The organism is Xanthomarina sp. F2636L (assembly GCF_026410195.1).
Classification (GTDB): domain Bacteria; phylum Bacteroidota; class Bacteroidia; order Flavobacteriales; family Flavobacteriaceae; genus Xanthomarina.
In genome coordinates this window covers 14,800-36,797 of record NZ_JAPMLM010000058.1, presented here as the reverse complement: position 1 = coordinate 36,797, position 21,998 = coordinate 14,800, and the positions used below count along the sequence as shown (strand labels likewise).

The following is a 21,998-nucleotide window of genomic DNA, read 5'->3' as shown; positions in this document are numbered from 1 at the left end:
GCTTGTTTTACTCACATATGACACTATTTAATAACTAAAGATTCCAAAACCGATATAAATTATGTTGATTTTGGAATTTTTTTAAGATTTAAATTTCATTTTTCTTCCTGAGCGCCTTAACTTTTTGCTATCTACTTTCTTTTGAAAGGCTCGGCTGTATTTCAGCATGAGACTATAAGTTTCATGATAAGATGTGTAATATAATTCTGAATAGGTTTTAGACATAATCTTCACCATAGATTTAGATAACCACAAACGTCTAAAGTTATGCATACGTTTATTGAAATCCATAGTTTCAAAACGCATTCTGTTTAAATCTATTAAATAAAAAAGATATTGCTTTTCAGGTTTTTCAACAATTAGGGTATTTCCAGGCGAATGATCTAAAAAATTTATGTTGTTTTCATGTAATTTAAACGTAAAAGAAGTAAACTGCTGTAATATCTCGTTTCTATTTGGAAATAAAGGTTTATGGATTAAATCCCTAAAATCGAAATCGTATGTAACATGCTTACTTATATAATAACTAGTTGTTAGTCCAAAAGCATTTGTGTTTTCAATATATGCAATGGGGTAAGGTGTTAAAATATTACAAGCAATCAGTTTCTTGGCATATTCAAAAGAACGCTTGGCTTTAGATTTCCTGATATATTTATACACAAAACGATTAAAGGCATTAGGTATTTTAAATGATTTTACATTAATAGCTTCACCATGTACTTCAAATTGTTTGATTACATTTCGCTGACCAATAGTTACAGCTTCCCCAGAAAATTCAAAATCGGCAATAATAGACTGTATCTCTTCGTTTAAATGTTGATATTTAGAATGTAGATGTATGATTATATTTGCATTTTGAGATTTCTCAAAGATATGTTAATTGATATTTTAATAAAAGTAGAAAATATAATACTTTGCAGTTAATATAGTTTTAAGTTGAATAATCTTTAAATAATAAGATTTCCACTTTCGTGGGAACTGCTATGGAAAAAATACTTGTAATACAAAACAAACGGATTGGAGACGTACTAATTGCTTCGGTTATTGCTCAAAACGTAAAAAAAATCTTTCCAGAAAGTCAGATAGATTTTTTGGTGTACGATTATACGGTTGGCGTAATTGAAAACAATCCAGCAATTGACCAAATTATTGAAGTTAACGACAAGGAATTAAAAAAACTTGGCAATTTAAAGCAACTTATTCAAACGGTTAGAAAGAGAGAATACGATATTATTTTCGATCCTTATTCCAAACTTCAAAGTAGACTTGTATGCTATTTTTCCAAAGCTCCAATTAGAATTGGCTTTCAAAAAAGAGGTAAAAATCCACCTTTAAAATTCTACACACATAATGTTCCGTTTTTAGAAGAGAAAACCAAAATTTGTGGCAAAGCTATTGAAGACAGAATAAATATGGTGACTTCCGTTTTTACTTTACCAGAAAACCAAATCGACTACGAACCAAAAATTATTTTAACCGAAGAAGAAAAACAATACAACAAACTAGACTCATACAACAAACCTTTTATCATGCTTGGTATTTTAGGGAGTACACCTCAAAAATCCATGCCATATGAATATATAGTTGAACTGATAGATTTCATTACAGAAAATTATCAAGTAAATGTGCTTTTTAATTATGCACCACATCAAAAAAAGGATGCTCTTGAAATATATGAATCCTGTAAAAACAAAGACAGCATTGTTATCGATATTTATGAAGATAGCATAAGAGGATTCATTAAACTCATGAATAAATGCGAACTTTTAGTTGGAAACGAAGGTGGCGTTGTACATATCTCGAAAGCCTTAAACAAACCTACATTTACTATTTTCTCTCCATATGTTATGAAAGACCATTGGGCAAGTTTTGAAGATGGCAAAAAACATGCATCTATCCATTTACTGGAAGAAAAACCAAAGTTATATAATGAAAACAGTGTAGAAAACAGACGAAAAATTGAAGCAGATCCAAGCTTTATGTACAAGCAATTAACACCAGGACTTATAATTCCAAAGCTAAAAGCATTTTTAGATATTCACCTGAAAAATTAAAAAAGCTGTTATTTTTTAACAATCCCAAAATCAGTCCAAGTCTTTTGTTCAGTTTTAGTGGTTTTTCTAATAGCGAGATTTTTATTAATAGACTCCTGATTTTTATAACCTCTTGGATGGTCTAAATGAATACAAACAGCACTATATCTAATCTGTTTTCCTTTGATGCCAAGATTCATTAAACGCTCACCCAATTCTCTATCTTGTCCACCATATTGCATACGCTCATCAAATCCATTTATAGCAACAATGTCTTTTTTCCAACCAGAGGCATTATGTCCGTTCCAACTAGCATTGGTAGGTGTTATGGTGTTTAAAAACCAAGATTTAAAACCTTTAGCAGTTAATTTATTGTTTTTAAAAGAAGACTTTAAACCTTGAGATTTTAACCATTTTAAATTAAAACAATTTCCATTTAAAATAGACTCTTTGGTAATGGCCTTTGAAATATCCATGGGCAACATAAAGTAACCTCCAGACAAAAAATAACCTATTTCTCTTTCTCTAAAATGAATTTCAACAAAATCTTCCCTTGGAATACAATCTCCATCAGACATTAAAATATAATCTGCTTGACATTGTAGTATAGCTTTATTTAAAATCTGGGATTTTTGGAAACCGTTATCTTCATGCCAAACATGTGTAATGGGATAAAATACTTCTTTTTTAAAAGTTTCAATCAGGTCTATGGTTTCTTGTTTAGAACCATCGTCTGCAATAACAACCTCAAAATTTTGATAGGTTTGATTATTATATCCATGTAACACCTTTGCTAGCCATTCAGGAGAATTATACGTACTAATTATTACAGAAATGGAGATCTCACTCATTAATCATTTTTTTATTCAAGGCAAAGATAACATATTTCAAGTATTTATTTTGTGGGTTCAATAGAGACTGATTTTGGAATGAATTTGCTAAGTTTGGGAGTATAAAGATAATTCTATTTAATTCCTGTGTTGTGAGTAAATTAAAAAAACCAACAACATCAACACATAAAGATTTTTTCATCTTTACATACTGATGCTGATTATTTAATTCTTTTCTTGATAAAAAACTGTTTCCATTAAAATTAATCACATTATTAGTTGACTTTATTTTTCGTTTTCTTCAGATAATTTAGCTAAAGAAAAAGCTCCAATAGCCATAACCAAATCTCTAACAGCCACATCTACATACGTCCAGCTAAATAATAACGTTAATGCAATACAAGTTAACCATGCCGAAACAACATAAGCGCCTATTTTGGTTTTTGTAAGCACTAATATACCTGCCACTATTTCTATAACACCAACTACCATCATAAACGTTGTAGGGTCAAAAGGAAGCATTCCTGCAAAACCTTCAGAAACATACTGGCTCCAGTTTGTTAAAACATTGGTAAACTTATCTAATCCAGCAACAATTGGCACCAAACCAAAAGTGTATTTTAATACGTTTTTTACTAATCGCACATTTGTATCCATAATATTTATTTTTAATTGTTACAGTCTTTTGATAACTGAATTTCAAAAAGGATACAAAATTTTGTATCTTTTTTAAACTTTCTTCATCCAATAACAAAAGACACAAGCATGGAAGCTATAAATATCAACGATTTTAATAATCATAAAATAAAAGAACCAGAAGTCATACAACGGATACTGGCTGGAGAGAAAGAACTTTATGAGATTTTGGTAAGAAGGAACAATCAAAAATTATATCGTGTTATTAGAAGCTATATAAAAGATGAAGCTGAAATTGAAGATCTTATGCAAAACATTTACATTAAAGGGTTTACCAAACTATATCAATTTAAATTAGAGTCCTCTTTTTCAACTTGGCTCATTCGAATTGCCATAAATGAGTCTTTGGCTCGAATAAGAGAGAAAGGAAAGCTTTATCATTTAAACGAGACATCAGACAATTTTAAGACAAACAGCATTTTAGAAATTCCAGATGACAAACAACTAAATCCTCAACAAAAAATGATACGTAAAGAAGCAATACTATTAGTGGAAAATGCCATCGATCAATTAGACATAAAATACAAGACAGTCTATATCATGAAAGAGATAGAAGAAATGAGCACGAAAGAAATTGCTTTGGCTTTAAACTTAAGCATTGCTAATGTTAAAATTCGGTTTCATAGAGCCAAAACCATGCTAAAAGACACACTTTATAATTTATCAATAGATAAAAATATTTTTGAATTTGGATTTAGTAGATGCGATAGAATTACAGAAAATGTCATGAAAAATATTTAAAACAACAATATCATGAAACAAGTTAAAATAATATCAATTGAAAATACAACCCATAATGTAGCACATATTACGACTGAAAAACCTCAAAATTTAGAATTTTTACCTGGACAAGCTGTAGATGTAGCCATAAAAAAACCTTCTTGGGAAAACGAGTTGAGACCCTTTACCTTTACATCTTTACCAACAGACAACCATTTAGAATTTTTTATAAAAGTGTATCCTGAACATTAGGGTGTCACTGAACAAATTGGAAAATTAAATAAAAATGACTCTCTTTTGTTGGGTGAAGTTTTTGGAAATATTCAATATAAAAATGAAGGTGTTTTTATTGCAGGAGGAGCTGGAATCACGCCCTTTATAACCATTTTTAAAGACCTCAAAGCAAAAAACAAATTAGGCAACAACAAACTAATTTTCGCCAACAAAACCTATAATGATATTATTGAACGGGATTTTTTAGAGAGCTTGCTAGGAAAAAACATCATGAATATATTATCTGAAGAAAAAAAGGAAGGTTGTGAATATGGTTATATCACCAAAGAATTAATTAAAAAACACATTGAAAACAACAACAGTTATTTTTATCTATGTGGACCACCTCCAATGATGGATGCTGTTTTAAATCAATTCAATGCATTAGGAATTAAAGAATCTCATATAATAAAAGAACCCTTTTAACATTAAAAAATCAATATAGCTAAACTTTTGCCTCGTCACTTTTACTTATCTTAGTCCTCAGGATTTTAAGTAAAACATAATCATTCATGAATTCTTTAGTAAAAAATATCTTAGCAATTGTATTGGGCTTAGTCATTGGAAGCATTGTAAACATGGGGCTAATTACCATAAGTGGTTCCATAATTCCACTTCCTGAGGGTGTCGACAATACAACTATGGAAGGGTTAAAAGAATCCATGCATTTGTTTCAACCCAAACACTTTATCTTTCCTTTTTTAGCTCATGCTTTAGGCACCTTCGTCGGAGCCTTATTAGCGGCTAAGATTGCCGCAAGTCGTAAAACAACATTTGCAATGTTCATTGGTGTCTTTTTCTTAATAGGTGGTATTGCAAATATTATCATGCTACCTTCTCCAACCTGGTTCTCCATTCTTGATATTGTAGGCGCTTATATCCCTATGGCTTGGCTTGGTGGTAAACTAGCAACCAAGAAAAAAATATAATATACATTTAAAATAATAATCTAATGGAACAGGTAACTGAAAACGAAAAATGGAATTTAAAACAAAAGTTTAATGAATTCCAAAAAAAAGGTCTTGAGTCTTATGGTAAATACTTAATTGACCAACTTTAATTTGCTTCTCAATCTGAAAACAAAGAAGCTTATAAAAAATATATAGAAGATCAGATAAAGTTAAATAATCAAAACATTAAAAAGATTAAATAAAATCAATAAAGTAAAAGCCAAGTCAATCTCTAAGTTCTTTTAAAATCGTACTTTTGAGGCTTAATATACTATGAAAAAACTATCTGTCGTCATTCCAACTTATAACGAGGAAGCCTATTTAAGAAATGCGCTTCTTTCGGTATCGTTTGCAGATGAAATAATTGTGATAGACTCTTTGAGCACAGATAAAACAGTAGAAATAGCCGAAGCTTTTGGCTGCACAGTTTTAAGCAGGAAATTTGATAATTTTTCTAATCAAAAAAACCATGCACTCCAATATGCTACTGGAGAATGGGTTTTATTTATAGATGGAGACGAACGGATTACCAACAAACTAAAGCAGGAAATTCTTGAAGCTATGGATTCTGGAAAACATGCTGGATACAAACTGAACTTTCCACATTTTTATATGAATCGGTTTTTGTATCACCACAGCGACAATGTCACCAGATTGGTTCGTAGAGAAAATTGTCGGTTTGAAGGTTCGGTTCATGAAAAACTGATTGTAGAAGGCAGTATTGGAAAACTTAAAAATCCAGTGTTGCATTTTACCTATAAAGGCTTGATGCATTATATAAGCAAAAAAGATAGTTATGCGTGGTTTCAAGCCGAACAGCTTTTAAACAAAGGTAAAAAAGCCACTTATTTTCATTTAGCTTTTAAACCGTTTTACCGTTTTTTTAGCAGTTATATTTTACGAGGTGGTTTTCTTGATGGTATTCCTGGCTTGGCAGTTGCCAGCATCAATGCTTATGGTGTTTTTTCACGTTATGTAAAACTCATGCTCTTACAAAAAGGAATCAGGTAAGGGTTTTTAGAATAACATTTTTCCAAATTTTAATTTACGCTTAAAGGTAGCCAAACTATCTTCTCCTTTTATATCTAAACGCTGAATTTCGTAGTTGTTTTTTAAAGGAAATCTATTTACTCTATTTCCAATTCGCAAGCCATAAGCAATTTGATTTTTTTGCAACAAATCAAAAAACTGTTCTTTCTCGACTCCTTTTCTAGGATATTTCCCATAAGGGTAAGCCAAAGTATTGTGTACTTCTAATTTATTTTCAACTATAAATTCTTTGCATAAATCGAAATCGGACTGAATCTCCTCAACAGACATCTCATGATATTTTTTATGCGAAAAACTATGCATACCAAGCTCGATAACTTCAGGGTCTAAAGATTTTAATTGTGCTACAGACATAATATTTTCATCATCTGTATTCCAAGAGTCTGTTCCGTTTACATATTTAAAAGGCACATAAAAACAGGCTTTAAATTTATACTTATTAAGCAGCGGATAAGCTAGTTCTAACTGATTGACGTACACATCGTCAAAGGTAATAATAACTGCTTTCTTTGGAAAACCTGACGCTCCTTTTATAGTCTGTATATCTTTAAAATGAAGAGACTGATAACCGTTTTCCTTTAAGTAAGCAAATTGTTCTTCCAATTTAGAAACAGCAATAGTTAAGTCCTTACTCTCTTCGAGATTAGAGCTCACACTATGATACATTAAAATAGGAAGTTTTGGCATTGCTTGTTATTATTGAAAAAATTCTATATAAATTGATTACTTTTGAGACAAATATATAAAGGCATTAGGAATATATTTGATAAATCTGAAATTTTATAGATGATAAGCGCTTTAGCTATAACCTACAACGAAGAATCTAATATTGAAAGCTACATAGAAAGTTTGTCTTTTGCTGATGAAATAATTATTGTAGATTCTTTGAGTACAGATAATACTGTTCCACTAGCAAAAAAGCATCAGGCCACAGTAGTTGAACGCCCATTTGATAATTTTTCAAACCAAAAAAACTATGCCATTTCATTAGCTAAACACGATTGGATTGTATTTTTTGATTTAGATGAAAAGATCTCAGAACCTCTTGCAAAAGAAATCGTTTCCACAGTAAATTCTAAAAACCCATTAAAAGCTTATAAAGTAAAGCGCAACTTTATTTTTATGGGCAAGCGATTAAAATATAGTGGTTTTCAAACAGATGAAGTTATTAGGCTATTCAATAAAAACTTCTGTAAATACAATGGAAATTCGGTTCATGAAACCATTGAAACTTCAGAAAAAATAGGCCTTTTAAAAAACACATCAGATCATGACACCTATAAAGGTTTTGATAATTATAATCAGAAATTAAGTCATTATAGCAAATTACAAGCAGAGCAATTATTCGCAAATAATGTGCGACCTAATATGTATCATTTTCTTTTTAGACCTTGGTACAGATTTATGCACCAATATTTTTTAAGATTGGGTATTTTAGATGGTAAAGAAGGTTTTATCTTAGCCTACATAAATGCTTTTTCGGTATTTAAACGTTATATTCAGCTTTGGTTAATGTATAGAAAAATTAATTGATTTATGAGGCTTTTACAAATTACAGCATCGAATGTTTGGAGGGGACACGAACAACAAATAGTCTATTATTACGATGAATTCGATTCTAAAATTGAGCATCAAGTATTGCTTTGTCCTACAGATACACGCTTAGCCGAAATTGCCAAAGAAAAAAACTACACATTTTATGGTTTACCTGACTATTCAAAATCTAAAAAACTTTGGATTAGTACCATAAATAAAATTGTAAAAGAACACAACATAGATATTATACTTATTCATAACAGTAAAGCGCACACACTTTGTATAATGTACTCGTTATTGTATCGTTCCAAGGTTCCCATGGTGTTTTTTAGAACTTTAATTAAGAAAATAGACACCAACGCTCTAAGAAAATGGAAATATAATTATAAGCATCTAAAAAAACTGGTTTGCGTTTCTCAAGCAGTTGTCGATGTTTTAAAACCTGCCATAAAAGATCATTCTAGATTGAGTATTGTTGGAAGTGCAACTGATATTAGCGAGTTTCCAAAAAAGAAAGCAACAGGTCTTTTGCTTAATGAATTTAACCTCCCTACAGACACTATTTTAATAGGAAATATTTCGGCTTTCGTTCCTTTTAAAGACCATTACACCTTTGTAAATGCAGCAAAAATTATAAAGTCTAAAAACTCAAAAGTAAAATTTGTTCTTGTAGGAAAAGGAGAAATGGAAGATGAAATAAAAGCCTATGTGAAAGAATTAGGTCTTGAAAACGACTTTATTTTCACAGGGTTTAGAAAAGACATTCCTGAGATTTTTCCGGAATTTGATGTTTTTATGTTTACCTCTAAATTAGAACCAACGGGAGGCGTTTTATTGGAAGCCTATAATTGTCATGTTCCTATAGTAGCAACCAATTATGGTGGCATTCCCGAAGTTGTTGAAAATAACAAAACTGGTATTTTATGCGAAAAAGAAAATCCAGTAGCATTTGCAGAAGCAGCTTTAAAAATAATTGAAGACAAAAACTTAAGAGAGCAACTTGTAATAAATGGCGAAAAACATTTATTAGACAATTTCACAAAAGAAATTATAGCAACTAAAATGTTGAAAGAACTACAGGAAGTACTTAATTAGGTTTTATATGGAACACATTTTCTATCCAACCATCAAGAGTATATTTATATAAAATATCACTTGAAACTGTTTGATAAGGTGTTTTGAAAAATGCTTCCGGAATTTGGATATTATTAACATCCACAACTATCATGTTATTTGGGTTATAAAAGTCGTAATGAACAACATCTTTGTTCGTGGTTATTAATTTTTTCTCATAGCCTAAAGATTCGAATACTCTAAAACTCAAGCCATGTTGATTTTCTTTTTGAACATCCAAAAGCACATCTGCTTCTAAAAGATGCTCTTTAACTTTGTTAAGTGGCATATATTCTTGAGTAAAAGTCACAAAATCTGAAGATTCTTCTTTCTCTTTTCTTACAATAATAGAGTAATCTATATGTTTGCTTTTAAAATAGGCTGCCAACTTCTCTATACTTTCAAAACGTTCATCATAAGAAGAAATATTAAAAATTTTACATTTAGAATTTGCAGGTTTAGTATCTTCAAAATCGTAAATATAATTGGTGCAAAATGTAAGTTTGTATTTTTCTACATCTTCTTTTTCATAACTGAATACTTTATCGAAATAAGATATTAATTCAATTTTTTCTGGGAAATTTGAAATAGCGTCGAAATAAAATGAATAGTAATTTTCTGCATATTTTTTTAAAGTAATTACTGTTTCCTTTTCTAGCTTATCTGGTCTCACTACTATAATGAAGTCCTGTTTTCCTTGAGCTTGCACTACTTTCAAAATCTCTTGGGATTTATAGCTGTCTTTAATATTCTTTTTTAAGAATGTTTTTCTTAAAAGATTCTGCAACTTATCAAATACCGATTTGTAGGTATACTGAAATTTTGAATAATTAATATATGTAGCCTGAGTTTCTGGACGTGATTCTAATTCTTTTAAAAGGAAATCTAAGTATCCAAAAGATTGAGGCGCAATGATGGTTATATTTTTCATTCAGCTAGATTATCGCTCTTGCAATTTAAAACATTTAATACTTGTTTTTCAATGGCATTTATAGAAAATGGTTCTAAAATTTCCTCTGAAGCCAAACTTGCTTTTAACCATAAAGCTTCGTCTTCATATAATTTAAGAATATTATCTGCTAAATCTTGAGCTGAAGTGGCTATTAATATTTCTCCAATTTCTCCAAAATCGAAACCTTCAGCTCCAACTGGTGTAGTTACTACTGGCAAACCGTATTCTAAACTTTGTCCAATTTTCCCTTTGACACCTGCGCCATAACGCAAAGGCGCCACAAAAACTCTTGAGGAATTAAAATAAGTAGAAATATCTTCCACAAAACCTAACACAGAAAATCTTTTAGAGTTTAAGGCTAACATCTCTTTAGTTGGGTAACTTCCTATAATAGTAACTTTAATGTCTTTATTTTTTTCCCAAACTAAAGGCATGATATCATGGTATAGGAAATTGATAGCATCTTCATTTGGTTTATGAGAAAAACCACCCACAAAAAACAAGCCTTCTCGTTCATTAAAAGGCACTTTTTGTACATCTAGAAACTGATGAACATTCCCAATGGTTATCATTTTTTCTTCTTCAGCATAAAATTCTATTAAGGCATCTTTATCCTGATTAGATATGGTTATAATTTTATCGGCTTGTTGGCAGTTTTTAACTTCTGTTTTTAAATATTTCTCAGCTTCGTTTTTAGTTTTAGTATCTTTTGTGTTTTCCCATTCTCGAATTAATCTTAAATAATGAAAATCGACCATATCATAGATTAATTTGATCTCTTTACGTTTAGACACTAAATCCACATAATCTTTAAAAACATCAGCTCTATGCAGCCAAGCATAATTCATTTTAGGTAAAATAGCATCTATAAATAATTCTTTGGTGATAAAAGTCCCTGTTTCACTAATAGCAGGCTCGTATACTACAACACCTAATTGTTTATAATGTGCAACATATTCAGTTTTGTATTTATATTCTTTTTTATCTGCTACTAAGAAAACTCCAAATCCGTGATTTAACAGGATATTAATTATTTTATATATGCGCCTAGAACCTGAATCTTTATCAAATTCTGGGATGATAGAATCAATTACTAAAACATTCTTTTTTGAATAGACTATTTTGCTAAAATCAAAATTTTTGTTTGCTTTAGTTAAGCTACGTTTTAGCTGAAATATTTTATATTTTAATCTTAGGTCTTTATAAATAGACATGCCTATTTTTTTAGTCAAAAATACACTTAAAATCGTGTATTATATTAATGAAATTAGATATTTAGCAAGAAAATATACAACTAATACGATTGATTTGAGTTTAATAAATTATTTTTGAATTTTAATACTTAATCAAATTCATATCTATGTCTCAAGCTTTAGTATCTATAATCGCTCCTTGTTATAATGTAGAAAAATTTATAGATAATGCTCTTCAAAGTATATTCTTACAAACATATACGAATTGGGAGTGCATTTTGGTTGACGATGGCAGTAAAGATAATACTAGTGGTGAAATTGATATTTGGGTAAAAAAGGATTCGCGCTTTAAATATATCCATCAAGAAAATCAAGGGGTTTCTGGGGCAAGGAATACAGGCTTAAAAAATGCTACAGGTGAATATATCCTATTTTTTGACCCTGATGATCTTTTAGACATAACTGCCATAGACGAGTTAATTAAGTTAACAAGTGAAAATATAGATATAGTTATTGGTAAAAGTGGAATTACTGTTGGACAAAACAGAACTATTACAGATTTTTTAGACAAATATGAAAATCCACTAAAAAAGATACCCAATAAAAACAAAGAATTAATAAAACTAATTGTTGAACAACCCATTATTTGTGTTGCTTGGAATAAGTTATTTAAAAAATCGTTTTTAGATAATAATCAATTAATTTTTAAAGAAAATATTCTACATGAAGATGAATTGTGGGTCTTTGAAACATTTTATCATGCTAAAGCCATCATTTTTAACAATAAGCCAACTTACTATTATAATTGGTCTAATATGGATTCCATAACGAACAATTTTAAATTTAAAAACTTAGAAGATTATTTACTTATTATCAAACATATATTTGAAAAATATTATAAAAATAATTCAAATATGTATGATAAAGAGATGGCCTCCATTTACATAACTCACCTTCAAATGAAAACCATTCAACATGGTTACAAAAAAACCGATAAGAAGTTGAAACAAAAAGCTTCAGAGATTATAAAATTGAACTTTGCTCAAGTTGAACCTACGAGATCTCAAAAAGTATTAGATATAAAGTTTGAAGAAATACAATACAAATTTAAAATTGTTAAAGTATTAAGTCCTAAAAACATCGCTAAAGCTATACGTTACTTTGAATCTACAAAAAAATTAAAAATATTTAAAGGCAAGCTATTATTGCTAAGTGCTAATAGACTAAATAAAAAAAAGAATCGCATTATCAATAAAGTATATTAAAAATATTTACACTTTAATTGTTCTATTTTATATTGACAGTATCTCTTAAACTTAGTAAGTTTTAATTTTTCAGGTTAAAAAACTCTTTTAAGTGTTCTTTTATCAACTTCTTTTTAAGCTTATTAAACTTCTTTTTAAGCTTTTTATGAGCTTGTTCAGGAAGAACTCGATTTTCAATTAACATCTTAATAGTATCATGATCTGTTTGCATTTTCTCAATTTCAGATTTTCCAGTCCACATACCTTTTTCATGAACCCTATATACCGCCATATAATCGTCTAGTTTTTTTATTTTCCCGTCTCCAACCTGAATAAAAAATAATGGCCAGTCTCCTACTGGCGAATAATCAAACCAATCTGGAAGTTTAAAGTTGTTTCTAATAACAACTGTTGGTGTGGCAATAAAACAATAATCCACCAAATCTATTACAGTTGTTACACTTGGCATGCGTGATGATGCTGTATTTATTTCGAATTCTCCTTTTCCTTGAAAGTACTTTTTACTATTGTGAAAACACAGTTCGAAATCGTCATTGTTTTCTAAAAAATCTACTTGTTTTTGAAGTTTTAATGGATCAGTCCAGTAATCATCTCCTTCACACAAGGCAATATATTTCCCCTGAACTTTTGGGAAAACATAATTTGCCCAAGGTTTAATATTTTGAGAATATTGATTTACTGTCTGTAAAATGGGAACTATACGACTGTCTTTTGCAGCATATTCTCTGATTATTTCAGCAGTTTTATCTATTGAAGCATCATCATGAACAATAATTTCTATTGGAAAACTTGTTTGTTGAGCCAAAAACCCATCTAAAGTTTCTTTAATATATTTTTCATGATTATAGGTAGTACAACAAATACTTAATAGGGGCTTCATTTATTTCGTTTCTTTAATTTTTCTTGCAGGATTTCCAATAAGAACGCAATTATCAGGAAAAGATTTTGTGACATTCGCTTTAGCACCAATAATGCAATCGTTTCCTATAGTTAGCTTTAATGGAATAACAAGGGAATTCATTCCCAACAAAACACGTTCACCTAAATTACAATATGATCCAACCATGGCCAAAGAAGACATATAACAAGCATCTCCTAAAACAGCATGGTGTGCAACCAAGCTATTAAAATCTATTACACAGTCATTTCCTAATGTGCAATTGGTACTTATTTTTGCATTTAAATGGATGAAGCAACCTTGTCCTAAAGTGGCCGAAGGGCTAATAAATGCACGAGGATGAATTAAATTTGGAGTCTTAGCTCCAAGATTTCTCAGTTTGGAAGCAATCTCATTTCGCATAGCATTATTCCCCATGGTTACTGCAAATTGCATTCCATTAATATCTTTTAAATATAAATCTTCTGTACAACCAATTATAGGAATACCCAATACGGTTTCTCCAACACGATCGTGATTATAATGATACAAGCCTTTAATATGATAACCGCAATCTAAGGCCAATTCTATTATCACTTCGGTATAATTCCCGACACCTATTAAAAAAATGTCTTTTTTCACTTTAGTCTAAATTTTTATTGATTAAATCACAAATCATTCCAATTTGGGTTTCATTCAAATCATAATATAAAGGCAAACATAAAATCCGTTCAGATATTGTTTCTGAAATAGGCATTTGTTGATATTCAAGATAAGGTAACTTATTTAATGAAGGATAAAAATAACGTCTTGGAAAAATATGATGTTCGTTTAATACTTTTTGAACCTTTATTAGTTGTTCTTCACTTTCAAAAACCACTGGAATATAGCTATAATTATAAGTTGTATGTTCTCTTATGGATTGAAATACCATACGTGTAGCTAGCAAATCCTGATATAATTCAAAAAGTAATTTTCTTCTACTAAAAATTGTTTCTAAATACGGCCAAACAGTTAATCCCATAGCTGCTTGCAATTCGCTCATTTTGGCATTAACTCCTATCCCATGAAAATGTTCTGGACCATTATGTCCAAAATTATGATGATAATAGAGCTTATTAAATAAGTCTTCGTTTTTTGTAAAAATGGCTCCTCCTTCTGCTGTGTGAAATATTTTTGTTGCATGAAAACTACAAGTACTTAGGTCTCCATAATTAAACATGGATTTATCTTTATAAGTAACGCCAAAACTATGTGCTGCGTCGTAAATAACCTTTAGATTGTATTTTTTGGCTAACTGTTCAATAGCTTCCACATCGCATGGATTTCCAAATACATGGGTTGCCAAAATAGCTGATGTTTTTTCGGTAATTTTCTTTTCTATTTTTTTAGGATCAATGGTAAATGTATCAACCTCAATATCAACAAAAACAGGTGTTAATCCTTCCCAAACAATACTGGAAGTTGTTGCTACATAACTAAATGGTGTGGTAATAATTTCGCCTGTTAATCGGAGTGTTTTTAAAGCAATTTGGATTGGCAAAGTGCCATTAGTGGTAGCAATCATGTAAGGAATGTGAAATTTGGATTTTATTTTAGTTTCCAATTTTTTAACCAAATCGCCTCTGTTGGTCATCCAGTTTTTATCCCAAGATTTTTTTAAAATCTCTTGATACTCGTCCTGGTTAGGCAAAAAAACTTTGGTTACGTTAATACTTTCAGATTCTATCACAAATAATTAAATTACACATCTATACTACAAAATTACACTAATTTCTGCATTTAACTTTTATATATATTATTTTTACATTTTTAATTTGAATGCTGTAATGTCTCACAAAGAAATTCAAGAATGTCTTGCCGTTTTAAAACAAGGTGGTCTCATCCTCTATCCTACTGATACCGTTTGGGGAATTGGTTGCGATGCTACTAATACTGAGTCTGTAGAAAAAATCTTCAAACTTAAGCAGCGCAACGATAGTAAGGCTTTAATTTGTTTAGTTGCAGACGATAGAATGCTAAAGAAATATGTGAAACAAATTCCAGAAGCTGCTTTCGACTTAATGGATATTGAAGACAACCCGATTACCATTATTTACGACGAGCCCCAAAATCTAGCTAAAAATTTAATAGCGAAAGACAATACCATTGCTATTAGAATTCCAAATAATGATTTCTGTTTTCAACTTCTTAGAAAATTCAATGGAGCCATTGTTTCTACCTCTGCAAATACGAGTGGACAACCAACCCCAAAATCCTTTAAAGAAATCCATGAAGACATTTTAAAAGGTGTGGACTATGTTGTAAATTTGCCAGATGTAAAAATTGGTACAAAACCATCGTCTATTATTAAACTGAGTCATGATGGAAAAGTACAGATTATAAGAAAATAAATCCCAAATTTTAATATCCAAAATTCAAAATAGACTTTAGAGTTTGGAATTTTACTTTTGGAATTTGAAACATATGAATTACAAACAAGCTTTAACCCATCCAATCTTTAAGATTATTTCTCAATCTGCAAAAGAACTTCATCTTGATGCTTATGTTATTGGTGGCTTTGTTCGCGATTATATCTTACAACGTGGCTCTGCTAAAGATATCGATATTGTAGCTATTGGGTCTGGCATTGAGTTAGCACAACAAGTAGCTAAAAATTTACCGAACAAACCAAAAGTTCAAGTTTTTAAAACATATGGCACTGCTATGCTACGTTTTGAGGATATTGAGATTGAATTTGTTGGTGCTAGAAAAGAAAGCTATAACGAAGATAGTAGAAATCCAATTGTTGAAAACGGCAGTTTAGAAGACGACCAAAATCGTCGTGATTTCACTATAAACGCTCTAGCATTAGATTTATCTGAAGAAAATTTCGGAGAAATCCTCGATCCGTTTAATGGCATTCAAGATTTAAAAGACGCCATCATTCGTACCCCATTAAATCCAGATATTACTTATAGCGACGATCCGTTGCGAATGATGAGAGCCATACGTTTTGCAACTCAATTAGATTTTAAAATTGAAGAAGAATCACTTCAGGCCATTTCAAAAAATAAAGCTCGAATAGAAATTATTACAAACGAGCGTATTGTTGTTGAACTTAACAAGATTTTAGAAAGTAACACACCTTCCATTGGGTTTCTATTATTAGAAAAAACCGGATTATTAGACTATATCTTACCAGAATTAACAGCTTTAAAAGGCATTGATGAAATTGAAGGTCAGAGACATAAAGACAATTTTTATCACACGTTGGAAGTCGTTGATAACATAAGCAAAAACACAGAAAATCTTTGGTTACGCTGGGCAGCTTTATTGCACGATATTGGCAAAGCTCCAACTAAGAAATTTCATAAAAAATTAGGATGGACTTTCCACGGGCATGAATTTAAAGGTTCTAAAATGGTGTATCATTTATTCAAACGTTTAAAAATGCCATTAAATGATAAAATGAAATTTGTCCAAAAAATGGTCATGATGAGTTCTCGACCAATTGTTTTGGCAGAAGATATGGCAACAGATTCGGCCGTAAGACGCTTGGTTTTTGATGCTGGAGATTTTGTAGAGGATTTAATGACCCTTTGTGAAGCAGACATTACCACTAAAAACCCTAATAAGTTTAAAAAATATCATAACAATTTTAAAATAGTTCGTGAGAAAATAGTTGAAGTTGAAGAACGAGATCATGTTAGAAATTTTCAACCTCCTGTTTCTGGTGAAATTATTATGGAGACTTTCAACTTAAAACCTTGTAGAGAAATTGGCATCATTAAAGAAACCATTAAAGAAGCTATTTTGGAAGGCGATATTCCAAACGAATATGAAGCAGCTTTTCAATTGATGTTAAAAGAAGGTGAAAAGCTTGGACTTAAAAAACAATAATAAATTCGTGTATTGTGACAAAACAAAAAGACAATAAAAAAGTAATCTACTGGCTTTTTACAGGCTGTATTTTACTGTTCATTATGGTAATTATTGGTGGAATTACCAGGTTGACAGATTCAGGCTTATCCATTTCAAATTATAAACTAATTACCGGAACCATTCCTCCAATTGGAGAGGCCGAATGGCAGGAAGCCTTCGAATTATATCAACAATATCCAGAATTCCAAAAGCTACATTCACACTTTACTTTAGAAGATTTTAAAGGTATTTATTTCTGGGAATGGCTACATCGAGTTATCGGCAGATTAATTGGGCTGGTATTTATTATTCCATTTTTATACTTTTTGGCAACCAAACAGCTTACAAAAAAAACCATTAAAAAATGTCTCGTTTTATTAGTACTTGGAGGTTTTCAAGGATTTTTAGGGTGGTATATGGTAAAAAGTGGACTGGTAGACATGCCAGATGTTAGTCATTTTAGATTAGCAGCACATTTAATTACCGCTTTCTTAACTTTTGCAGCAACTTTATGGGTTGCTTTAGATTTAATTTTCCCTGAGAAAAAAATAGTCGACAAAAAATTTAGAAACCTAATAATAGTAAGCTATCTCCTATTAATTTTCCAAATTGTTTATGGTGCTTTTGTGGCTGGGCTAAAAGCTGGCTTACTCCATAATCATTGGCCTTTTATGAACGAAGGAAAATTTATGCATCATACGGTTTATATTTTAGAACCATTTTATAAAAACCTTATTGAAAACCCAAGTGGCATTCAGTTTATCCATAGAACATTTGCTTATGTAGTGGTTGTTTTTATTTTAATAATTTGGTATCAAGCAAAAAAAATGACGCTAACAAATTACCAAAACAAAGCTGTTGACAGTTTATTTATTTTGGTAGGAGTACAATTTTTATTGGGCGTTTTAACTATTATTTATCAGGTACCACTATGGTTAGGAGTGGCACATCAAGTAGGGGCATTTTTATTACTTTCTGCTATGACTTTTACCTTGCATCGCTTTAGCAAATAACCGAAATAAACTATCTTTGCAAAATGATTTACAGATTTAGAATTATACTAGACCACGACTCTGAAGGTGATATCTTTAGAGACATTGAAATTCGTGAAACAGACTCTTTAGAAGATTTCCACAATAGCATAACGCAAGCCTTTGGTTTTGAAGGTAGCGAAATGGCTTCGTTTTATTTAAGTGATGAAGAATGGAATCAAGGAGAAGAAATTTCTTTATTTGATATGAGCGAAGTTGCTAATCAAGTTCGTTTAATGATAGACACGCCTCTTAACGATGTCACTCATGAAAAAAGCACAAGACTTATTTATATTTACGACTTTTTAAGTATGTGGACTTTTTTAGTGGAATTAGCCGAAATTGTTGAAGAAGCTGAAGGTACAGATTATCCAAACCTGATGTTTGTTCATGGACAAATTCCTGATGAAGCTCCAGAAAAATCTTTTGAAGCTGAAAGTTTTGACGATTATAATGAGTTTGAAGACGATTTAGACCTAGACGATTACGACAACCTAAATTTTGACGAAAACTGGAATTAATTTCTAATTAAGAAAATAGAATTTAGAGAAAAGTAAATTGTGTTATTGGATTTCTATTTTAATTTAATTTTCAGCTTAACAAGCATTTTTAACTTCGCTTTCAAATTCAAGTTATGTTCAGGTTCAATAAAAGTTTTTCATATTAACGTCCTCATAATTTCGTTTTACAAAATCTAGGGCATATTTTAATATATCTCCCATAGTGTTGCATTTTTTAAAATTGATATCGGATGCAAATTCAAAAATCTCCTCTCTTAACTGCTTAACATTTTCAGGTTTAGAAATAGTATCATCAATCATACAGGTTATTAAATGATCTATTCTATCATGATAACTAATTAAACGTTTGGCCATAATAGAACGTTCTTCCAACTTATATTGATCTATGGATTCTGGTTGAAACTTTTCAGAAACCAGTTCAACCATTTTAAAGTTTTCTTTATAAAACTGAGGTTTATAGATGTTAAATTTACCTTCATAACATTGTTGATCAAAATCTATGGCACGAATTCTATAAACCACATGATCAAAATCGTGAGTTGGTACAATAACATAATTATAAGATCTCATATCTCCAAGCAACCTAATAGTACAACGTTCGTTAAACTTTACAAACTCTTTAGCTATTTGAGATTTCTCTAGTGGATTACAATCTGGTAACATGTTTTTTATAAACTCATCTCCTGGAATTCCTGCAATATGTTCCTCTATTAAGGTGTCCTTATGCACTAAAAAATTTAAGTTATAAGGAGATAACATGTGTTCTAATTCTAAACCATAAACTCTAGAAGCATCTGCTTTTTTTACATAAAAGTAGGTGTAATTATCGTTTAAAATATTTCTAACTTTTACTCGAAAAGGCTTCGAATTTCCAAAAGTGCAGTAATCCACTGCGTCAACGGTTAAAAAAGGAATGGTTTTTTCATTTCCATCAGAATGTAAAATAGTATACACTCTTTTAAGACTTAAATCAATTTCCTGCCGTTCAAATTCATTATAGTATACACGAATCCAAAGGGTATCCACATCATTTTTATCATAAACTACAACAGACCCCTGAAAGCGCAATAAATCGTCGTAAAAAATAGGCAACCTAATATTTCTGTTATACTCAGAGAGATAATGGTGTAATTTATCACTAACGGGATATGATGGCTTTTTTTTTGATATCTTTAAATCTTCCATAAAAAACGAATTCTTCAAATTTAAGCTTTTATTTTAATGGATGTAACATTTTTAAAAGTCGCTCGTCATATAAATAACTAACTACAACCGAATCTGAATTCGGAAGCAATCAAAAAACTATCAATTTGGAACCAATTCTTACAATTAATAATCTCACCAAAAAGTTTGGTTTTCTTACAGCTGTTAACGATTTATCTTTTACCATTAACAAAGGAAATGTCTATGGTATTCTAGGTCCAAACGGAAGTGGAAAATCGACTACTTTAGGCATTGTTTTAAACGTGGTAAATAAAACCTCTGGAAGCTTTAAATGGTTTAATGGAACCGTTTCCACACATAATGCCTTGAAAAAAGTTGGAGCTATTATAGAACGTCCAAACTTTTATCCATACATGTCAGCTGCCCAAAACCTGAAATTGGTGTGCAAAATAAAAGGTGTAAACTACTCCAAAATAGACGAGAAACTAGAAATAGTTAATTTATTAGACAGAAAAGAACACAAGTTTAGCACCTATTCTTTAGGTATGAAACAGCGCTTGGCCATTGCTTCGGCATTATTGAACGATCCTGAAATTTTAATTTTAGACGAACCGACAAATGGTCTAGACCCTCAGGGAATTCATCAAATTAGACAAATAATTAAAGATATTGCCAATCAAGGTACAACCATACTTTTAGCTTCGCATTTATTAGACGAAGTTGAAAAAGTTTGTTCGCATGTGGTTGTTTTAAACAAAGGTGTCAAACTCTATTCTGGACGTGTAGACGAAATGATATCAAGTCATGGTTTTTTCGAATTAAAATGTGAAAATGAAAATGAACTTTTAACATATCTAGAAACAAACCCAGATTTTGGTACTGTGAAGGTAGAAAATCAACTAATTACTGCTTTTTTAAATGAACCCATGGATGCTGTAACTTTTAATAAACTCATGTTTGAAAAAGGCATTGTACTATCTCATTTAGTAAAACGTAAGGAAAGTTTAGAAGAGCAATTTTTACAATTAACGGACAAGCTTTAAATCAATCAATCAAAACAAATTCCATGCTAAGACTTTTAAATTTAGAATTGCAAAAGCTGCTTTTAAATAGAACCAGCAAAGTGCTAATCTTTGTATCCTTTGTACTGCCATTTACAGTATTAATACTCTCGTCTATTAAAATAAATTTCTTTGGCTTTTTCACTTTAGAATTAGGCGAATTAGGAATTTTTAATTTCCCTATAATATGGCATATTACCACCTTTTTTGCCTCACAATTTAAATTTTTCTTCGCTATAGTAGTAGTAAGCATGATTGGAAATGAATACAGCAATAAAACTCTAAAACAAAATTTAATTGATGGTTTAAGTAAGAAGGAGTTTATTCTTTCTAAATTTTATACTATTGTTTTCTTTTCTATACTTGCTACCGTATTAATTGCTATTGCTTCATTTTTTATTGGACTTTATTACTCAAGCTATACTGAAGCAGCTATTATTATAAGAGAAACCAATTTTTTACTAGCATATTTTGTAAAACTATTAGGCTTCTTTAGTCTATGTTTATTCTTTGGAATGTTAGTAAAACGCTCGGCATTTGCATTAGCCTTTTTGTTTATATTATATATTTTAGAATGGATTATTTTCGGAATTATTTCTTGGCAGGCAAACATGGATCTTGCAGGTAAAATTCAGAACTTTTTTCCTCTAAAATCTATGTATAACCTTATAGACCAACCTTTTCAAAGAGTTATGATGACTAAATTTCCAGAAAAAGGAGATTTAATGTACGATTATGCTGTACATTGGTATGAAATTATTATTGTTTTAGGTTGGACTGCTTTATTTGTCTTTTTATCCTATAGATTATTAAAAAAGCGAGATTTATAA

Annotated in this window: 25 protein-coding genes; 15 read left to right on the top strand and 10 right to left on the bottom strand. The window is 30.5% G+C overall.

Annotated elements, in window-relative coordinates:
* Positions 1-81: 81 nt before the first annotated feature.
* Positions 82-660 carry a lipopolysaccharide kinase InaA family protein gene (locus tag OS191_RS03920; RefSeq protein WP_267154411.1) on the bottom strand — a complete coding sequence of 193 codons (579 nt, stop codon included), beginning with the start codon at positions 658-660 and terminating at the stop codon, positions 82-84.
* 323 nt (positions 661-983) lie between these two features.
* Between OS191_RS03920 and OS191_RS03915 the strand changes: the two genes are divergently transcribed.
* Positions 984-2,054, top strand: coding sequence for a glycosyltransferase family 9 protein (locus OS191_RS03915; RefSeq protein ID WP_267154410.1), 1,071 nt, complete (start codon positions 984-986; stop codon positions 2,052-2,054).
* An 8-nt stretch (positions 2,055-2,062) separates the two neighbouring features.
* Here OS191_RS03915 and OS191_RS03910 read toward each other — a convergent pair whose 3' ends face one another.
* Both OS191_RS03910 and OS191_RS03905 read right to left on the bottom strand, forming a co-directional pair.
* Positions 2,063-2,884: a glycosyltransferase family 2 protein gene (locus tag OS191_RS03910; RefSeq protein WP_267154409.1), complete on the bottom strand. Its 822-nt coding sequence runs from the start codon at positions 2,882-2,884 to the stop codon at positions 2,063-2,065.
* Positions 2,885-3,148: 264 nt separating this feature from the next.
* Entirely contained in the window at positions 3,149-3,520 is a 372-nt protein-coding gene (locus OS191_RS03905) for a DoxX family membrane protein (RefSeq protein ID WP_267154408.1), read from the bottom strand.
* Positions 3,521-3,628: 108 nt separating this feature from the next.
* Between OS191_RS03905 and OS191_RS03900 the strand changes: the two genes are divergently transcribed.
* The 5 genes from OS191_RS03900 to OS191_RS03880 all read left to right on the top strand — a co-directional run bounded on the left by OS191_RS03900 (position 3,629) and on the right by OS191_RS03880 (position 6,513).
* On the top strand, positions 3,629-4,300 hold the full coding sequence (locus OS191_RS03900) for an RNA polymerase sigma factor (protein WP_267154407.1): 672 nt from the start codon (positions 3,629-3,631) through the stop codon (positions 4,298-4,300).
* 12 nt (positions 4,301-4,312) lie between these two features.
* Positions 4,313-4,531, top strand: a complete 219-nt coding sequence (locus OS191_RS03895) for an FAD-binding oxidoreductase (protein ID WP_267154406.1) — start codon at positions 4,313-4,315, stop codon at positions 4,529-4,531.
* 45 nt (positions 4,532-4,576) lie between these two features.
* Complete coding sequence (locus OS191_RS03890; RefSeq protein WP_267154405.1) at positions 4,577-4,978, top strand: ferredoxin reductase domain-containing protein; 402 nt, start codon at positions 4,577-4,579, stop codon at positions 4,976-4,978.
* Positions 4,979-5,064: 86 nt separating this feature from the next.
* Positions 5,065-5,481, top strand: a complete 417-nt coding sequence (locus OS191_RS03885; RefSeq protein ID WP_267154404.1) for a hypothetical protein — start codon at positions 5,065-5,067, stop codon at positions 5,479-5,481.
* A 294-nt stretch (positions 5,482-5,775) separates the two neighbouring features.
* On the top strand, positions 5,776-6,513 hold the full coding sequence (locus OS191_RS03880) for a glycosyltransferase family 2 protein (RefSeq protein WP_267154403.1): 738 nt from the start codon (positions 5,776-5,778) through the stop codon (positions 6,511-6,513).
* 6 nt (positions 6,514-6,519) lie between these two features.
* Here the strand turns inward: OS191_RS03880 and OS191_RS03875 are convergent, their stop codons facing one another.
* Positions 6,520-7,239 carry a polysaccharide deacetylase family protein gene (locus OS191_RS03875; RefSeq protein WP_267154402.1) on the bottom strand — a complete coding sequence of 240 codons (720 nt, stop codon included), beginning with the start codon at positions 7,237-7,239 and terminating at the stop codon, positions 6,520-6,522.
* Positions 7,240-7,338: 99 nt separating this feature from the next.
* Here OS191_RS03875 and OS191_RS03870 point away from each other — a divergent pair, with 99 nt between their 5' ends.
* Complete coding sequence (locus OS191_RS03870) at positions 7,339-8,085, top strand: glycosyltransferase family 2 protein (protein WP_267154401.1); 747 nt, start codon at positions 7,339-7,341, stop codon at positions 8,083-8,085.
* Between the two features lie 3 nt (positions 8,086-8,088).
* Positions 8,089-9,183: a glycosyltransferase family 4 protein gene (locus OS191_RS03865; protein ID WP_267154400.1), complete on the top strand. Its 1,095-nt coding sequence runs from the start codon at positions 8,089-8,091 to the stop codon at positions 9,181-9,183.
* On the opposite strand, the gene OS191_RS03860 is transcribed toward OS191_RS03865, so the two are convergent.
* Together OS191_RS03860 and OS191_RS03855 are read right to left on the bottom strand one after the other, a co-directional pair.
* Entirely contained in the window at positions 9,176-10,132 is a 957-nt protein-coding gene (locus tag OS191_RS03860; RefSeq protein WP_267154399.1) for a WaaS/CpsH family glycosyltransferase, read from the bottom strand. The genes OS191_RS03865 and OS191_RS03860 overlap by 8 nt on opposite strands.
* Positions 10,129-11,385, bottom strand: coding sequence for a glycosyltransferase (locus tag OS191_RS03855; RefSeq protein WP_267154398.1), 1,257 nt, complete (start codon positions 11,383-11,385; stop codon positions 10,129-10,131). Before OS191_RS03855 ends, OS191_RS03860 begins: the two co-directional genes overlap by 4 nt.
* A 128-nt stretch (positions 11,386-11,513) precedes the next feature.
* On the opposite strand from OS191_RS03855, the gene OS191_RS03850 reads away from it, so the two are divergent.
* The gene (locus OS191_RS03850) at positions 11,514-12,611 is read left to right on the top strand and encodes a glycosyltransferase family 2 protein (RefSeq protein ID WP_267154397.1); all 1,098 of its coding nucleotides are present in this window, start codon (positions 11,514-11,516) and stop codon (positions 12,609-12,611) included.
* A 61-nt stretch (positions 12,612-12,672) separates the two neighbouring features.
* Here the strand turns inward: OS191_RS03850 and OS191_RS03845 are convergent, their stop codons facing one another.
* Genes OS191_RS03845 through OS191_RS03835 form a run of 3 tightly spaced genes read right to left on the bottom strand, consistent with a single transcriptional unit; the run spans position 12,673 to position 15,181 of the window.
* Positions 12,673-13,491, bottom strand: a complete 819-nt coding sequence (locus OS191_RS03845; RefSeq protein WP_267154396.1) for a glycosyltransferase family 2 protein — start codon at positions 13,489-13,491, stop codon at positions 12,673-12,675.
* Entirely contained in the window at positions 13,492-14,130 is a 639-nt protein-coding gene (locus OS191_RS03840; protein ID WP_267154395.1) for a NeuD/PglB/VioB family sugar acetyltransferase, read from the bottom strand.
* Between the two features lies 1 nt (position 14,131).
* The gene (locus OS191_RS03835) at positions 14,132-15,181 is read right to left on the bottom strand and encodes a DegT/DnrJ/EryC1/StrS family aminotransferase (protein WP_267154394.1); all 1,050 of its coding nucleotides are present in this window, start codon (positions 15,179-15,181) and stop codon (positions 14,132-14,134) included.
* A 136-nt stretch (positions 15,182-15,317) separates the two neighbouring features.
* On the opposite strand from OS191_RS03835, the gene OS191_RS03830 reads away from it, so the two are divergent.
* From OS191_RS03830 to OS191_RS03815, 4 genes are all read left to right on the top strand, one after another.
* Positions 15,318-15,881: an L-threonylcarbamoyladenylate synthase gene (locus OS191_RS03830; RefSeq protein WP_267154393.1), complete on the top strand. Its 564-nt coding sequence runs from the start codon at positions 15,318-15,320 to the stop codon at positions 15,879-15,881.
* Between the two features lie 73 nt (positions 15,882-15,954).
* Entirely contained in the window at positions 15,955-17,370 is a 1,416-nt protein-coding gene (locus OS191_RS03825) for a CCA tRNA nucleotidyltransferase (RefSeq protein ID WP_267154392.1), read from the top strand.
* A gap of 14 nt (positions 17,371-17,384) precedes the next feature.
* Positions 17,385-18,404, top strand: coding sequence for a COX15/CtaA family protein (locus OS191_RS03820; RefSeq protein WP_267154391.1), 1,020 nt, complete (start codon positions 17,385-17,387; stop codon positions 18,402-18,404).
* A gap of 23 nt (positions 18,405-18,427) precedes the next feature.
* Positions 18,428-18,943 (top strand): IS1096 element passenger TnpR family protein, encoded by a 516-nt coding sequence (locus tag OS191_RS03815; protein ID WP_267154390.1) that lies wholly within the window; start codon positions 18,428-18,430, stop codon positions 18,941-18,943.
* A 123-nt stretch (positions 18,944-19,066) separates the two neighbouring features.
* On the opposite strand, the gene OS191_RS03810 is transcribed toward OS191_RS03815, so the two are convergent.
* The gene (locus OS191_RS03810; RefSeq protein WP_267154673.1) at positions 19,067-20,128 is read right to left on the bottom strand and encodes a hypothetical protein; all 1,062 of its coding nucleotides are present in this window, start codon (positions 20,126-20,128) and stop codon (positions 19,067-19,069) included.
* Positions 20,129-20,253: 125 nt separating this feature from the next.
* Between OS191_RS03810 and OS191_RS03805 the strand changes: the two genes are divergently transcribed.
* Entirely contained in the window at positions 20,254-21,150 is an 897-nt protein-coding gene (locus OS191_RS03805) for an ABC transporter ATP-binding protein (protein WP_267154389.1), read from the top strand.
* Between the two features lie 23 nt (positions 21,151-21,173).
* Positions 21,174-21,998: an ABC transporter permease gene (locus OS191_RS03800; RefSeq protein WP_267154388.1), complete on the top strand. Its 825-nt coding sequence runs from the start codon at positions 21,174-21,176 to the stop codon at positions 21,996-21,998.